This window comes from Paracoccus sp. AK26 (assembly GCF_011801365.1).
In the GTDB taxonomy this organism is placed as follows: domain Bacteria; phylum Pseudomonadota; class Alphaproteobacteria; order Rhodobacterales; family Rhodobacteraceae; genus Paracoccus; species Paracoccus aerius.
Map to the genome: position 1 here is coordinate 157,522 of NZ_CP041045.1, position 15,012 is coordinate 172,533.

Genomic DNA, 15,012 nt, shown 5'->3' on the forward strand with positions numbered 1-15,012 from the left:
GATCGGATTATTTGTGTAACGGCAGGATTCCTTTTTAAATTCAGGTAACCAGAGGTTTGGCAGTTTGAAAGGATGCTCATGCAATGCAACAGGCGTCGGTCTTGGCGACCAAGAAGCCGGAGCAAAGACCTGCCAACCGTTCACACAGCCAGAGCTCCTGCCGACCTGTCTATACTCATGATCATACAGCATCGGAAATTTCCTGCCTGTCTGCGCCGCCCTAACCGCCCATACTGCCGTCACCCATGACTGCTTCCAGTCCGGCGGAGACGAGGGTGAAGAGTACGAAACCACCGATGAATGCTAGCGCCGAAGTGCGGTTGTCGGTGGCCGCCTCGTGCGCCTCTTCTAGCATGTCTTCGACTGCGGCAACCGACAGAAGCCCGGCAACAAAGCTCAGAGTGACGTATCTGACGGCATCCGGCGCGCTCCGCAGCAGGAACCAGGCGATTAGAGCCGCTCCAAGGCAGAAGAGCGGGAAGGACAGCGAAGCTGCGATACGCCGTGTTCGCGGCACATCTTTCTCTTTGAGGTTCGCGACAACCGAGTAACCTTCTGGCAAATCAGCCAGCACCTGCCCCGCGGCGAGCACCACGGCCAGCGATGTTGCGACCGCAGAGCCCGTCCCGATCATAAGGCCGTCGCCGGAGAGATCGACGGCGACTGCAACATAGATCATCCACATGCTGCTGCCGCCGCCGTTCTTCGAGGTGCTCATCTTCTCGATCAGCGACTCGGCACCAACATAGGCTGCACCACCTGCCGCAAAAGACGCAGCAATCCACCAGCCGGCGAGATTATCGAGTGCCTCCGGCATGAGTTCGATAGCGACGACACCAAGGACAATGCCCGAGGCGGCGTGCAGCGCGAAGTTAAGAAGCCTCGGAGTAGTGCGGCCAAACTCTGCCATCATGCCGCCGGCCAGATTACCCAAGCCAGGAAGCAAGGCTAGACCGATAACCACCCACAGATCGCTCATTCTTTCTCCTCGCCCTTGGTTCAACGCCAGAGGCGAAATGCAGTTTCCTTGATCTTGAACACGTCAAGACCGCGCGTGACTGGATTGTGACCGCCGTTGACACCGTTCTACGCTATGCCTCACAAGGGCTAGGGTGCCGCAGGCGCAACAATGCGATGAGGGCAGGAGAGTTTGACGCAAGTGTCGTAAGACAGGGTCTAGAGAACCAGTGCGCAACAAACTTCCTATCCAAGCGTGGCTTTGATCCGGTTTAACGTTATTGCGCCGACGCAGCGAACGGGAGCTAAGCCCGGCATTAGGACATGCGGCCAGCTCTGTGGTTCGCCGCTCCGAACTCTTTTCCTGTAGCGTCCGATTGGGGATCCCCTATCGTTCAGCACGTTGCTCATGTGAATTCCGAAAAACGTCCGTTAAATGGAAGATGATCGAACCTGTCCGTAAACCATCGCAGAAATGGCTTATCGGACAACTTGATTTCTGGACGGCTTTGCGGACAAATGGAGTGTGTCGGATGCCCCGGCGCATAGTTTTCCGCCGGAGACCCATGTCCCTCATCGGATACGCCCGTGTCTCAACCGCCGAGCAGGATCTCGCCCTTCAGCTCGATGCCCTCCACGCTGCCGGAGCAACCCGCATTTTCGAGGATCGCGGGGTGTCCGGCGCCAGGACCGAGCGCCCGGGTCTGAACGCAGCGCTCTCGTTCCTGCGGGACGGCGACATTCTCGTGGTCTGGAAGCTCGACCGCCTCGGCCGGTCTATGACGCATCTGCTTCAGACCGTCGCCGACCTGGAAGATCGCGGCGTGGGGTTTCGGTCGCTGACCGAAAACATCGACACAACGACTCCCTCCGGCCGGCTAGTATTCCATATCTTCGGCGCGCTAGGACAGTTCGAGCGCGATCTGATCCGTGAACGGACGAATGCAGGACTCACGGCAGCAGCAGCAAGGGGGCGAAAGGGTGGCCGGCCGATGGCCGCCACGCCGGAAAGGGTGGCACGCGCCCGCCATCTAATTGCGACCGGTCTCACCGTCCGCGAGGCCGCCGCACGCGTGAAAGTCGGCAAGTCCGCTTTGTACGCTGCCCTGAGAAATGGCGAACCGAAAAACAATGCAAACGGATAGCTTGGGCACTGCGCGGAAGCGGTTATTCAAAGAGTAAGGCGCAACTACTGAGATGCGGACGAAAGAAGACGATCTTCTCTCCGATCTGGCAAGCAAAGGATGGCTTTGCCGTTGCTTTTCAAGCTTCTTTCTTATGATCTATGGCAACAGTTTGGATTACCTTTGATCCAAATGTTCAAAGAGGGAACCATCGTGATAGCAGGCGGAAATCGCGCATCTACCTTGGTGAGTGTGGCAGGCTCTCTGACGTTTATGATTTGTGGCGCAATTTCGGCTGAGGCAGACGAGTTCTGCAGTAAACCGCTTCCTCTCGCTGAAGGAGTTCAGCCCGCACTAGGCCAGTTGGCGATTACCAGCGAACTCATCACGTTTCCTGGCCTCGACACGCCGATGATTAACCTTGGCGCCAAAACCATCCTGACAGTCGAAGATGGTCAGCTTGTGCCCTTCAACGACCCTCCACTCGACCTCTGGAACCGCCTTATGCCGGTGCTGGTCCGATGGACCGATGGTGAGATCTGGGCTTATTCCCGTGTGAAGGCTGCCTTGTATCGGTTTGCGCCCGATACGGGCGGTTTTGTTCGACTACCGTTGGATCAGGTCGAGGGTCTGCGCGGGTTTTCAGCTTCGGGAACAAAGCGCCGCCATGAGGATCGCCGGAGGGACCACAGCAACGACGGGGTACCACCACTTTATGCCCTGGCTGGCACAGGCCTTTTAGAGATCACGCAGGATGGCGTCGTGCCGTTGATGATGCCGAGAGACTGGAAACCAGGAAGCTGGACCCCGGTCACGATCGAGAACATCGGCATGTTTCTTCCCGCCGGTGGCGAGATCTGGTTTCGGCGCGATACAGGTACGAAATGGCGAAGGATCGCACGTCTTGCGGACGTTCAAAGCCTATATATCCAGTCCCCATTCGAGATGTTCCAGGTGCATCAGTCCGCCAGCGGCGATTTGTGGGTGATGCTTGAAGATCGTGTGCTTGTTGGCCGAATTGAGAATGACCAGGATGCCACAGTTCTGGACTACCAGCTTTCCGGGGAAATCATCATCCATGAGCCAAGTGGACAGGTTCTGGTCTTTCCAAATGAACCCCTTGCAAGCAACGGGCGTGAACAGCCTCCCTTGGTCTCGGCCGAAGACGCGCTCTATGAGGCGCACCCTGGCAATCCCAAGATTGTGCCGGGCGTCCAGATCGCACAGCAGCGTTCAGGATCCGTGCCGCTCAACAGTGCCATCTTTCACGCCCCGAGTGGCCTGACATTGATCGCGCATGAACATGGAGTTGCCGGATACGATGGCAAGTCGCTGCGCGATCTGCCGATGCTGGCACCCGATGACGGAATTAAACGAGTTCTACGCAGCATCGGGGGACGCTACGTGGTCGATGAGTTGGGTGGCGGCCTTGCCGAGATCAGCGCCGATCTGCAACTCCGCCCAATCCAGATGCCCGAAGATCGGAACTCCCTGATCGATCTCGATTACAGCGCATTGTTGGGTCATTTCATCCTTCGATCTTCGTCATGGCAGCGCATGTACACCAGCCCCGATCTGGTTGAATTTAGCGCAGTCACCGGCAACTATGAGGCGATTGTCGGGCTGGCTGGCGATCTCCCGGAGCAAGGCGCAGTCTTGGTCAACTCGGCCAATTCAGCATATCTGATCAGAGGCTGCGATGATTGATGACACCGGAGTTCCTGTAAGTGCGACGTAGGCTGACACCACGATAGAACCGACAGCAAAGCGGACGTAGCTGCCCTTTCGAGGCTTTACGTGCCAGTTTATGATTTCGAACGATCGGCACCACGCCAAGACAGCATTGCCGCAATGCTGAGAAGGGATCCCGCGCAAATCAAGGGAACTGCTATCAATTGGGCCACTGCTTGGGTGATATCGCCACTAGGCTGCTGATCGAAGTTGTAGTTCCAAAGAAAGAGACCAAAAACAAAGGGTCCGAGGCCAAAGGTTGTTAGCCACACTTGGCGTAGAAACTTGGTCATAAACATGGCCGGCAGGACACCCACCATCAGCAGCAGTATCGCAGCAAGCACTGCGAATAGGAATTCAGGAGCTTGAACGAGCTGGAGCATTCCTGAAGGCTAAGTTAGCGCCGCATTATTTGTCGAGGCACTAACGCTCACGCCAACGGCGGCTGTGAGCTCCTGGGGTCGTCCTTCCACCTTACCTGAACGTCGGCTTTCCAGTTATGGCTCGAGTGAGGCGCTGACAAATAGCGCCAGCAGAACCCTGCCAATTAGCGCAGAAATCTACAGCAACGAACGCCCTGACCCGCAGCTTAAGTAAAGAAAACCTCCCTTTTCTTTACTTCGTTCATGACTGAAGACAATGAAGCATCTTCGCATGTTCCAGCCAGGCGATGGAGTTCTTCCACTACACGGCGCTGAGAGGCCAAAAGTACCATCGATAACCTGCTGCGGCCGCAGCTGGTTGGCAAGGACCTGCGCCTGCCGGATTATCTGATCCTGGTCTCGACGGTTGGAGGACTGGCCCTGTTCGGGATGAACGGCTTTGTCATCGGCCCTTTGATTGCAGCCCTGTTCGTGGCGGTATGGCTGCTGTTTGTGGAGGAGCAGAGCTGACAGGGAGCGTCCTTTAACCAAGAAAGGCGATCTTTCGATCGCCTTTCCCAGAGAGACATCTGATTGAGGGAAATCAGAAGCCGTAGACGACCGACACGCCCAGGGTGTTGTCCGTGCGGATGTCACGGTTCTCCTGGTATTCGGTGGTGTAGCTGACACGGGTCGCCAACTGCTCGGACATCTGGAAGTTCACGCCGAACTGGTTGGTGATCACGTCATCCGAGTCTTCCGACGACAGGTAGTCTGTATCGTTGGTGATGAACACCGTGTCGTTGAAGCGGTGGTACAGGCGCGACGAGACGATGTAGCCGACGCCGCTGTCCGAGGAGTCATTCACGTCGACGCGGTCATAGCCGCCTGCGTCATTGCGGACCAAGTCGAAGCCCGCTTTCTGGGCACCCGTCTGGGTGTAGCGATAACCGACACCGGCCTGAACGCGCCATGCGGTCTGCTCGGTGTTGATCACACGATAGCCCGGACCCACGCCGATGAAGCCGTCCCGGGCAAAGTCGCTCAGATCCTCACGAACATCTTCCGGATCATCTTCGCCAAGGCGATCGCCATTGGCCAGGCCGTCGATGCTGAAGCGGCCCAGAACGAAGGCATAGAGGCGATCGTTGAAGTAGTAGGCACCATCATAGATGGTCGACACCTCTTCCTTGTCCTTGTCGCCGTCTTCATCCTCGCCGAATTCGAGCAGCATGCCGATCGACTGCTGCCAGGGGCCGGCGTTGTTCGACAGACGGCCGGCCAGCGAGAAGTCCTGGCTCTCGGAGTTTCCGGTGCTGCCGGCATAGGTCAGGGCCAAGGAGCCGAACAGGCCTTCGCGACGATCCGGGTTGCCAAAGCGTGCATCGTCGTTGTCACGGTCGAAATCGTCCACGACGGCATCCTCGACGTCGATGATGCGGTCGTTGATCGCGCTGATGCCGGTGGCGTCAGCACCTGCCGCAATCTCGGTTTGGGCAAAGGCCGTTGTTACCAGGGTGGCGAAGATAGCAGCGCTGCTCAGCAGTATGTTTTTATTGTTCATCTTTTCACTCATGCAAATCGGAGACAGAAAAATCCCCGATTGTGTTCCGCACCGCCATAACCCACCACTGCCAAAGCAGTTGCGAGCACAACATGTGCTAAGAGAATTTTACTTTGGAATGTCACATAAGAACAACAGCATGAGGCAAGGTAATGGAAACGATCGGCGATACTCAGCCGATCCACGTCTTTGGCTCTTTGCTCCTGTGATCGGGATGGTCCAAACGGCGAAGAGGCAAGGATGGCCTCTTGGTGAAGGCGCGGAACGACCTGTGGGAGCCAGTTCTTTACGCACTCCCGAGTTCACCGCCGGTTCATCTTTCTTTGCTGAAGACTTCTGAACCAGTGAGCAGAGGCACCTGAATCCAGCTCACCTTGGCTGTCACATCAGCTCCTTGCCCCATTTCCAGCGTTGAATGGCAGGATGCGGGCTGTGGTCGTCGGGGTCTTGGATGGGCGCAAGGAACACACGATCCAGCAGCGCAATAAGAAGCGCGGCTCCAAGCGAGCCGAGGAGCGTCAGCACAATACGCCCGATCACGGCTGTGCTCGGCGAGCCCGAGGTCAGCACTGTTGCCACGACGCCGATCGCGACGGAGGTCGCGAACTGGTAGACCGAGGCCGATCGAGGGCCGTTGATCATCCTCTCTCCGAACAGAAAGGTGACCACGAATACAAGGCAGAGCAGAAGTGCAAAGCTTCCCGAGACGGTCATAACCATAAGGACTGCAACGGCCGCTCCGGCGCCATAGAACGTCGCCAGGCTCCGCTCGACCGCCTCCGCAAAGGCTTCTTGGCGGGTCGGGAAGATGAGCGGGAAAATGGCCGAGATTGCCAGGATGATGTCTGATGGGGGCAACACGGCATAAAACCAAAAGCAAAGCCCGAAGACGACCAAGGCCCTGATCAATGATCCTGCCCCGTGGTGACCTGCGGCCGGTCGCGGCGCGTCCACGTGAACCTCGCGTGTCGCTGAAGGGACGACAAGATAGAGGAGCGGGTTGATCACCAGGGCCACCCCGCAGCCGAGCAGGAAGCCGTCGCGGAAGACGTTGAGCAATGCCGGCGTCTTCATGCCGGCGATCGACATCATCATGGCGGCCACGAGGATCAGCATGCCGACGCCGCTGCCGGTGCGGCGGGTCAGGTAGAAGGCCACGAAGAACAGCAGCAACATGACCAGCATGAGCAATGCCGGAGTGGGCCGCACCACTGCCACCAGAGCGGCCATGACCCAGATCACCAGCCCGAACATGATGGGAGCAGCGATGATCCTGAAGCTGAACGCCTTGCGTTGGCCGGCGAGCAGGCCGAAGGGCAGAACGGCGACCATGGTGCCGAGCGCCGGGTTGAGCCAGGCCATGGCAGCGAAGCTCGCCACCACGCAAAGCCCCAGGCGAAGGGCGAACCAGGGATCATCCTCACGTCGAGGGCGCGGGGGGACATACATCGCACCCTCCTCAGTAGAAGGCGCTGATGTGGCTACCAAGCCGCTGGAAGAAGGCCGCAACGCCCGTCACCCAGTGACTGCCGCCCTCAGGATGGATCAGGATGCCGACCTTGCCTCCCAGCCGCGCCCCCCGTGGCCAAGCCTCCATGCCGCCGTCAAGCACGATACGGACGGGCATCTTGCGGGCAGGCTCAAACCACTGCGAGGCTGGCGTGTTGACTGGCAGGCCGCCCGCCTCGGAGCGCCCCGGGTTGATGCCCCAGGCGATGGATTCGACGTGCCCGTCGAACACTCGCCCCGGCACGGCGTCGAAGGTCATCGTCACGCGATCCCCGGAGACCACGTTGACGAGCTGGTTCTCGCGCAGGTCAGCGGTGATCCAGACCGCGTCGGAGTTGATGAATGTGATACCGGCCGCACCCGCATTGATGAACTGCCCGGCAGTCATGTGCAGATTGGTCACCACTCCCCGGGAGGGGGCAACCACCGTGGTGCCCAGAAGGTCATACTCCGCCTGCTCCAAGGCCAGTTCGGCGCTGCGGATCTGGGGATTGCTGGCATCCGAGGAGCCAAGTTGCTGGCGCGCGCCCTCGGCATTGGCTTCTGCGGCGGCCAGAGCAGCCTCTGCCGTGTCGAGGGCTGCCTGCGCTTGATCCCGCGCTGCAGCAGTGGTGATGCCACGCTCAAAAAGCGACGCAGTGCGTGTAGCTGTGGCGCGCGCGTCTTCGGCGGCCACCCGCGCCTGCGCGACCTGTGCCTGGACTGCTTCAAGCTGCGCGGAGGAGGCAGCGACGCCCTGAACAGCCTGCGCGAGACTGGCGCGTGCCGTCTCCACTGCAATCTCGAAAGGTCGGGGATCAATCCTGAAGAGCACCGCTCCGGCCTCAAGGATTGCATTGTCCTCCGTTTCGACAGCGATGACGCGGCCCGACACACGCGGCGAGATCTGCGCCACGTTGGCCGATACAATGCCGCGTGACGAGCCGGGCGCATGGTGATCTGAAGCGACGGTCCAGTAGAGGATGCCGCCGATCAGCATCAGTACGACAAGCAGCACCACGACAGCCGGGCTCCGGCGGCGCGGTTCCGTGGGTGGTACGGTCGCGGGTTCGGCAGGCGAGGGAAGGGGCGGCGGAGAAGACGGCATGGGCTGACCTGACTTGGTATTGGTATTGAGGTTGCGGACACCGAACGGGACCGGTCTTGGTTTTGTTCAACCCAGGGTTCATGCTTGGGCGGCCCTCTGCCCGACGACCGGGTTCCGAGAAGGCATCGCCTTGCGCCTCCGCCCTCCTTGGCCTCTTGAGTGCTGCACGTCATGCTGATGGCGCAACGTTGTCTGGGTGAGCAATGGTTTGGCCGAAAAAGCTGGATCGGGACCACCCGTGACCGAGGGCCTGAGCCTGCTTATCTCCGAATGCCGGTGGAATAGTTGTCGGACGGGCTCAGCAGAACTGCACGGGATGTAATCCGCGCATCTTCAAGGGTCTCGTCGAGAGGCTTCGTCGTGTCGATGGCACCAAGATCGAACAGATAGGCGGGGAGATACCCTGATGCCAGAACCCTCCAGTCGAAAGGAAGACCTGGATCGACGAGCCGTGCCAGACGAAAGATAACGGTCGTGCAGTTTGCCGTGATGGTGTTGTAGAACTCCGGTTCGGCGGCAAGCTGGTTGCCTCGTTCCAGATACGTCACCAGCAGAAGCCTTGCCTGTTCGGGCTTGAGCCGCAACGGGAACAGGGAAACGTCCTCACCCCGGAAGTTCGTGCGCAGCTTCACGATATCACGCTCCTCCGCTGCGATCAGGACCAGCTCGAACGTCTTGAAGAACCCACCGATCGAGGAAAACTCCTCGTCAGCCTCCCGACGGATCTCGGCGGAAAAGGCAAGATGCCGACCATCGGAAAATCCGAAACTGATCAGCACATGGGCGATTGCCGGGCTTGACCAGACCGATGTCAGAAGATCGACGGAGGTTATCGCGTTCAAAGAGTAGGTTTCGGACTTCCACTGCTCTGTCGCGGTGTTTTCATCCTCCCAGATGAAATCCCGGATGTTGTGCACGATGACGGTATCGCCCTGGAATTCCGCCGTCACGCCCCGGGCAGTATCCGGCGCCCAGGCCAGATCCTGTTGGGGCGGGATGCTGGACCACCAGAGCGTGGCAGCCGCCAGGCAGAAGATGAACGCCATCCAGCCGTGTCGCAAGTTACGTCTGGCAAGAACGCCAAGCATGCCGGTCAGGGCGACGGCGCCAATACAGGCGATCAGGGCGAAACGTTCGAACTGGAACAAGAACGCTGCAAGGATCCAGGCCAGAAACAACATCAATGCGGCGCCGAAAAGCACTGCTCCGAGCTTGCGCTGCATTCTATTGTCCCAAGGCCGCGTCGACGACCCGCAAAGGTGCCGAAAGGATTTGTCCGGTCGAACTCAGGACAAAGGCACCGGCCTCGGTGAATGTGCTCCCCTGTCGCATCTCCCTGCCCAATGCGGGGAAGGCCGATGCCAGCTGGATGTACCTGTCATGATTGAGGCGGCTGCTGGCACCGACAGCCGATATGTCGATCAGGACCACGTCGCTCTGCTGTGCCGCGGCCTGGACGGCAGGATCAGTGATATCCAGTGCGCCCACGCGCGTGCGCTGTCCTGCAACCGCGGACAGCCCAAGCGCACGATCATCTGGCGACACCATGACAACCATCGGGATTTCCATTCTCCCGATAACAGCCAGCTGTTGGCGGAACACATCCACATCGATATCAGGGGCCGCAAGCACGACCTCCAGACGGGACAGCGCCTCATCCTCGCCCGCAATTCTCATCTGGCGCAACGTCTCCATCACGAGCCAGCCGCCCATGGAATGGCCAAAGACCGTCACCGGCTTTCCACCAGAGGTATCGGCAAGCCCCGTCAGAAGTTCGGCCAGGGCATCGCGGGAATAGGTCACCGACTCCCGGTCGCTGGCGTAGCCCAGCAGCGATGCACTCGATGGCCAGGAGAAAAGCACCGGCGCTTCGGAGATCTGAGCATCGGCCGCCATCTGCGCCGTGCGGAACAGGGCTTCGGGGAAGTTGTAGTTATAGCCATGGACGAAAACGCCCGTGCCGTTCTCGCTCGCAGCATTCACGCGATGGATGAAGGCCTCCTCATCAAGGCGCGTATGGGATGCGACTGCGAAGTCGGTTTTTGGGTTTGTCTGGCCCTTCGGCCATTCGATCTCGCCGGAAACGTGGTTAGGCGGAATGGAGACGGTGAACTCGGCGAAATGGGGTTGCGGGGAGCGCAGGCTCGTGAAGCCATCTGCCGGAAGTTGTGCCGTGTTCCGAGTGGTCGCCACGAATATCTGCTCGGTTTTACCATGGGGCGCTGATGCGGCAACGGGCCAGATGGTGCGCGCGTCCGGTCGCGCTGCACAGCCGGCCAAGGCGCAGCAGAAAAGAAGAAGCGAAGGTCTGATCATTCTGGTCTCGTAGCTGGGAGGAAGTGGCAGTGTGCGGCGCCAAGCAGGTAGGTATTGGGGCAAGTTTCTGCGGCGGCAACAGAGAGTTGGGGAGTGTCCCGAGCATAACCTGCAGCCGGCGGATGATTGGTTCGAGAACCTCGCTGCCTGGTCGGGTTTGCACCGGGCAGAAGCAGGGCAGCCGTCCAGTGCAAACCCGACCCTGTCCCTGCCAACCGCCGCTTAGGCTCTGGCGCGTAGCGCAATACCGAGCGCGATATAGGACCAGCCCTGCATCACCAGTTCGATGCCCAGGAAGAGGCCGATCAGCCAGAGGCTGTTGACGGGCCAGCCGGTCGCGATGACAAGTCCGAGCAGAAGGGTAACGATGCCTCCTCCAAGCAGCCATCCCCATCCCCGATCCGGGCGCGCCTTGATTCCCATCCAGATTCTTACGATGCCGCTTGCCAGAAGGGATGCCCCGATCAGCAACGTCAGGAAGCTGGAGGCCAATAGCGGATTGGCAATCGTCGCCAAGCCAGCAACCAGGTAAAGAGTCCCACCCGCAAGCCAGAGCAGGAAATGCTTCCAGCCCTGACCTCGAAATGCCGCGATGATATGCGTAAGCGCACCGACGATCATCAGTGCCCCGATCATTATCATCGAGGCCATAGTGAACAGAACCGCCTGTGCCACCGCAAACCCGCCGGCAACCAGCAGCGCCACTCCAAGCGCGACCAGCCATCCCCAGTTCTGTCTCGCTTGAGCGAGGGCTTCGCTCAGACCGCCGGTGGCCTTGCCATTTGTATCGTGCATGCTTTCGTCCTTTCCGTTTCGACCATTTCCCTTGTCAGCCCTCACGACTGACTCGCCTTTGTGTCGACCGTCACGGTGACCGAAAGGCCGGGCGCCAGATATTCGCTCATCTCCTGCCTCGGATCGATCGAGATGCGCACCGGCAGGCGCTGCACGATCTTGGTGAAGTTCCCGGTTGTATTTGATCCCGCCAGCAGGCTGAACTCGGAGGCTGTCGCGGGCGAGAATGCCTCGACCTTGCCGTTGAAATGGCGGCCCTGCAGCGCATCGACGGTGAAATCCACCCGCTGTCCAAGCCGCATTCCATGCATTCCGGTTTCGGGGAAGTTGGCGACGATCCAGACCTCCTGCCCGATAAGCGGAACCAAGGCCGTGCCGGCCGTTACATATTGCCCCAGCCGGGCAGAGACCTGACCCAGCCGTCCCGCCTCGGGTGCGTGAAGTTCGGTATTGGCAAGATCAAGATGCGCCAATTCCACCGTCGCCTCGGCGCTGGCGATATCGGCGTGGCGGGCGTCCACCTCGGTGCGGGCGCTTTCGATGTTCTGGACCTGGATCTCCAACTGCGCCTCGGCCTGCTGAACAGCGGCGGCGGCTTGCTGGCGGGCGAGTTGCGCCTGTTCGCGGGCCGTGTCGCTTGACACGCCGCGTGACGACAACTCCTCGGCGCGGCGGTCGTCGGCCTCCGCCAGGGCAAGGCCCGCGCGGGCGGATGCCAAGGCTGCTTCGTTCGCGCGTCGGACGGCTTCGGCCGAACGGACATTCTGCTCGCTTACGGCCAGTGCAGCACGCGCGGTTTCCAGACCGGCCTGGGCCTGTGCGAGCTTCTGGCGATAGATGCGGTCGTCGATCCGGGCGATGGGATCGCCCTGCTTCACCTCCTGGAAGTCGTGGACATAGACCTCGCTCACATAACCGGACAGTTGTGGCGCGATTGAGGTGACGCGGCCCCGGATATAGGCATTCTCGGTCGTCGGTTCCGCAGAACGGAATGGCGGCAGGTGCCAGGCAAAAAGCACCAGCAGAACGCCGGAAATGCCGATGGCCATGGCGATGGTGGTGGGAAGGATATGGGTCTTGTTCATGTCTGGGGCCCGGCATCAGAGGAGGAAGGGGAGGAGGTCGCACGGGCGGCCATCCAGTCGCGCGTCACATGGAGGACGAGAAAGAACAGCCCTGCGGACGCAATCAGGAAGATAAGGAAATAAAGGTCGTTGTAGGCCATCACGAAGGCCTGCCTCGATGCTTCTTGTGCAATCTGCGCGACAGCTTGGGCGCGCTGCGATGCCGCATCGGCGATCTGCGGAGCCAGTGCAGCCATACGCTGCGCGATTTCGGCTGCCAGCAAGGGAGCCGCTGTGGTGATCTGTTCGTTAAGAGCCTGCAGATGGAAGGCCTGCCGCCAGTTGACCAGCGTGGTGAAGATCCCGCCGCCGATCACCCCGCCAATGCTCTGGGTGGAAAGGAACACGATCACGAAGGACAGAAGGTAGTTCGGTCCCTTCTTCAAGGCCGCCATCAACCCCGCCATCATCGCGGGCGGCATGAACAGCATCCCGGCAAAGCCGATCATCGCCTGGCTGACGAGCATCTGTTCCGGCCGCGTGTCCAGCGTGGATTGCGAATCCATCCAGGCGCCCGCGGCGATCAGCATCAGCGCAACGAAATGGAACTGCGGCTCGCGTCCGGGCTTGATCCAGGCGACACAGGCCAGGCCCCCGAACATACTGGCCAAGCAGATTACTGCAAAAAGCCCGGTCATCTGTTCGGGCGCTACCCCCAGCACCTGAAACATGCGCGGTGCGCCGGCGCTTTGTTCCGACAAGAGCAGCCGGAACAGCAGCAGCGTCCCGGTCAGGTGCAGCATGGCCGGGGTTGCCAGCCAGCGGATGTCCAGCAGCGGCGCCTTGCGGTGAAGCTCGATAACCACTGCCGCCGCCAAGGCCGCGACCGAGGCTGCCAGCAGGACGCCGATCCAGGGCGTGGCCGTCCACCAGTGAATCGGTCCCATGATGGCGCCCACGGTAATGCCGCCAAAGCCAAAGCTGATCAGCGCGAAGCTGACCAGATCCATTGGCTTGATGACCTTCTCATGGGGCACGGGCGTCAGCCGCAGCCGATAGACCAGCATCAACGAGATCAGGGCGAGGCCCAGGACCAGCAGATGGATCCGCAAAAGACCGCCATCACCGATCAGCGACGGCGAGATGACCCGCGCCAATGAGGGTCCGAGCATCATCAGGCTCAGCGCCAGCGGCAGGCCAAGGCGCATCTTCCATGCGGGCGGCAGCGGTTCGAGAAAATAAAGGAAGGCTAGCGTTGAAAGCGGGGCCGAGGTGACTCCGGCCAGGAACTGCATCACCACGGCCGAACGCATATCCTCGATCCAGACCGAACCAAAGGCCACGACGACATAGCAGACGATGCCCACCTCGGCGAAGCGGCGCAGGCCGAATTGGGTGCGAATCTTGATCAGCATCAGCGGCAGCGATGAGCGCGGGATCAGATAGGCGGCCATCAGCCAGCTTGCATCCGTGGCCGAGATGCCCAGATCGCCGGCGAACTGCTGGACGTTGGCCGAAACAAAACCCTGTCCCAGTCCCTGCGCCATGGCCAGCACCACGCCTGCGAGCATATAGCCCAATACGAGAGCAAGGGGCTTGGCAGGCGGCTGCGCCGGCGGAACAGCCGAGATCCGATCCTCGGCTGCGCTCATTTGTCGTTCATCCGTGCAGCGTTGTCGGCCAGCCGCTCCAACACGCTGTGAAGCTGCGCCTGCTCCTCGGGGCTGATCCCTTCAAGGAGTTGGTCACGGATCCGGTCCATGTATCGGTTAAGGGGAAGCGCCTTGGCGCGCGGGGTCAGGAACAGCGCCCGCTTGCGGGCGTCGCCGCCAAGGCCGCGCCGCTCGATGAGTTTTTCCGCTTCAAGCAGGTCCAGTTGGCGTTTCAGGCTGGGTGCGGCCATGTCCAGTGCAGCGGCAAGCTCTGCCTGGGTAGCGCCGTCGTGACGCATCAGCACCGACAGAACCCGGGCACGTGAGAAGGAGAGGCCCAGTTCGCGCACCTCGTCGTCGTAATTGCGCCGCAGTTCTTTCAGAAGCCGGAACAAGGTCAGAACGAGGGGGGTGCTGTCGGTCATGAGGAAGAACTTTTATCACGATAAATAGATAGCGTGCTACCTAGACAGCATAGTAAAGACTTGCAAGGGGGAACCGTCTGGTTCGCGTGCGGGTACGGGTTGAAGCGCGAGACAGCATCCCGGTGACGGCACGCCAAGGTTCGGGCGCACGAGCAAATCCTGGCAACGAAAATTTTGACGTCGACTGATCACCGGCGTGATGGCGATAATCTTTGGAAAGCAGGTGGGCTCCCTGCAGAGCAGGGCGCACTCTTGCCCCCAAGCCAGAGCCTGATCGGTTCCTCTGGAACCGATCCACCAAGTGCCGGAACTAAACAGTTCCGCACATAGACTGTAGACCGCACCGAAAACTTCACCGAGAGCGTTCAGCGTCCGCCAGTGCGCGTCTCGGACACCCAGAACAAGAGATAGGTGAATATCTCGCAC

Annotated in this window: 13 protein-coding genes and 1 pseudogene; 3 read left to right on the top strand and 11 right to left on the bottom strand. The window is 60.1% G+C overall.

Annotated elements, in window-relative coordinates:
• Positions 1 to 220 precede the first annotated feature (220 nt).
• A complete protein-coding gene (locus FIU66_RS16550; protein ID WP_167624000.1) occupies positions 221 to 979 on the bottom strand; it encodes a ZIP family metal transporter in 759 nt (252 codons plus the stop codon).
• A gap of 544 nt (positions 980 to 1,523) precedes the next feature.
• Here FIU66_RS16550 and FIU66_RS16555 point away from each other — a divergent pair.
• On the top strand, positions 1,524 to 2,102 hold the full coding sequence (locus FIU66_RS16555; RefSeq protein ID WP_167624001.1) for a recombinase family protein: 579 nt from the start codon (positions 1,524 to 1,526) through the stop codon (positions 2,100 to 2,102).
• Between the two features lie 99 nt (positions 2,103 to 2,201).
• Entirely contained in the window at positions 2,202 to 3,788 is a 1,587-nt protein-coding gene (locus FIU66_RS16560) for a hypothetical protein (protein WP_167624002.1), read from the top strand.
• A gap of 98 nt (positions 3,789 to 3,886) precedes the next feature.
• Here the strand turns inward: FIU66_RS16560 and FIU66_RS16565 are convergent, their stop codons facing one another.
• A complete protein-coding gene (locus FIU66_RS16565) occupies positions 3,887 to 4,195 on the bottom strand; it encodes a hypothetical protein (protein ID WP_167624003.1) in 309 nt (102 codons plus the stop codon).
• A gap of 330 nt (positions 4,196 to 4,525) precedes the next feature.
• Between FIU66_RS16565 and FIU66_RS16570 the strand changes: the two are divergent.
• Positions 4,526 to 4,705 (top strand): annotated as a pseudogene (locus tag FIU66_RS16570) (AI-2E family transporter); the annotation flags it as partial.
• Between the two features lie 73 nt (positions 4,706 to 4,778).
• Here the strand turns inward: FIU66_RS16570 and FIU66_RS16575 are convergent.
• From FIU66_RS16575 to FIU66_RS16615, 9 genes are all read right to left on the bottom strand, one after another.
• Positions 4,779 to 5,738 (bottom strand): YdiY family protein, encoded by a 960-nt coding sequence (locus FIU66_RS16575; protein WP_167624264.1) that lies wholly within the window; start codon positions 5,736 to 5,738, stop codon positions 4,779 to 4,781.
• Positions 5,739 to 6,119: 381 nt separating this feature from the next.
• Positions 6,120 to 7,187 carry an FUSC family protein gene (locus tag FIU66_RS16580; protein WP_136651302.1) on the bottom strand — a complete coding sequence of 356 codons (1,068 nt, stop codon included), beginning with the start codon at positions 7,185 to 7,187 and terminating at the stop codon, positions 6,120 to 6,122.
• A 10-nt stretch (positions 7,188 to 7,197) separates the two neighbouring features.
• Complete coding sequence (locus tag FIU66_RS16585; protein WP_240544834.1) at positions 7,198 to 8,247, bottom strand: HlyD family secretion protein; 1,050 nt, start codon at positions 8,245 to 8,247, stop codon at positions 7,198 to 7,200.
• 347 nt (positions 8,248 to 8,594) lie between these two features.
• A complete protein-coding gene (locus FIU66_RS16590; RefSeq protein ID WP_167624005.1) occupies positions 8,595 to 9,557 on the bottom strand; it encodes a DUF4105 domain-containing protein in 963 nt (320 codons plus the stop codon).
• A gap of 1 nt (position 9,558) precedes the next feature.
• The gene (locus tag FIU66_RS16595; protein WP_167624006.1) at positions 9,559 to 10,650 is read right to left on the bottom strand and encodes an alpha/beta hydrolase; all 1,092 of its coding nucleotides are present in this window, start codon (positions 10,648 to 10,650) and stop codon (positions 9,559 to 9,561) included.
• A gap of 222 nt (positions 10,651 to 10,872) precedes the next feature.
• Positions 10,873 to 11,445, bottom strand: a complete 573-nt coding sequence (locus FIU66_RS16600) for an HdeD family acid-resistance protein (protein ID WP_136651377.1) — start codon at positions 11,443 to 11,445, stop codon at positions 10,873 to 10,875.
• A gap of 41 nt (positions 11,446 to 11,486) precedes the next feature.
• Positions 11,487 to 12,530 (bottom strand): HlyD family secretion protein, encoded by a 1,044-nt coding sequence (locus FIU66_RS16605; protein WP_136651378.1) that lies wholly within the window; start codon positions 12,528 to 12,530, stop codon positions 11,487 to 11,489.
• Positions 12,527 to 14,161, bottom strand: a complete 1,635-nt coding sequence (locus FIU66_RS16610; protein ID WP_167624007.1) for an MFS transporter — start codon at positions 14,159 to 14,161, stop codon at positions 12,527 to 12,529. The genes FIU66_RS16605 and FIU66_RS16610 overlap by 4 nt, the downstream gene beginning before the upstream one ends.
• Positions 14,158 to 14,586 (bottom strand): MarR family winged helix-turn-helix transcriptional regulator, encoded by a 429-nt coding sequence (locus tag FIU66_RS16615; RefSeq protein WP_167624008.1) that lies wholly within the window; start codon positions 14,584 to 14,586, stop codon positions 14,158 to 14,160. Before FIU66_RS16615 ends, FIU66_RS16610 begins: the two co-directional genes overlap by 4 nt.
• Between the last annotated feature and the right edge of the window lie 426 nt (positions 14,587 to 15,012).

Excerpts from the sequence above, each read along its gene's own strand:
- FIU66_RS16580 (WP_136651302.1), bottom strand. The coding sequence starts at position 7,187 with ATGTATGTCCCCCCGCGCCCTCGACGTGAGGATGATCCCTGGTTCGCC.
- FIU66_RS16565 (WP_167624003.1), bottom strand. The coding sequence starts at position 4,195 with ATGCTCCAGCTCGTTCAAGCTCCTGAATTCCTATTCGCAGTGCTTGCT.
- FIU66_RS16560 (WP_167624002.1), top strand. The coding sequence starts at position 2,202 with ATGGCTTTGCCGTTGCTTTTCAAGCTTCTTTCTTATGATCTATGGCAA.
- FIU66_RS16555 (WP_167624001.1), top strand. The coding sequence starts at position 1,524 with ATGTCCCTCATCGGATACGCCCGTGTCTCAACCGCCGAGCAGGATCTC.
- FIU66_RS16615 (WP_167624008.1), bottom strand. The coding sequence starts at position 14,586 with ATGACCGACAGCACCCCCCTCGTTCTGACCTTGTTCCGGCTTCTGAAA.
- FIU66_RS16550 (WP_167624000.1), bottom strand. The coding sequence starts at position 979 with ATGAGCGATCTGTGGGTGGTTATCGGTCTAGCCTTGCTTCCTGGCTTG.
- FIU66_RS16595 (WP_167624006.1), bottom strand. The coding sequence starts at position 10,650 with ATGATCAGACCTTCGCTTCTTCTTTTCTGCTGCGCCTTGGCCGGCTGT.
- FIU66_RS16605 (WP_136651378.1), bottom strand. The coding sequence starts at position 12,530 with ATGAACAAGACCCATATCCTTCCCACCACCATCGCCATGGCCATCGGC.
- FIU66_RS16600 (WP_136651377.1), bottom strand. The coding sequence starts at position 11,445 with ATGCACGATACAAATGGCAAGGCCACCGGCGGTCTGAGCGAAGCCCTC.
- FIU66_RS16575 (WP_167624264.1), bottom strand. The coding sequence starts at position 5,738 with ATGAACAATAAAAACATACTGCTGAGCAGCGCTGCTATCTTCGCCACC.
- FIU66_RS16590 (WP_167624005.1), bottom strand. The coding sequence starts at position 9,557 with ATGCAGCGCAAGCTCGGAGCAGTGCTTTTCGGCGCCGCATTGATGTTG.
- FIU66_RS16610 (WP_167624007.1), bottom strand. The coding sequence starts at position 14,161 with ATGAGCGCAGCCGAGGATCGGATCTCGGCTGTTCCGCCGGCGCAGCCG.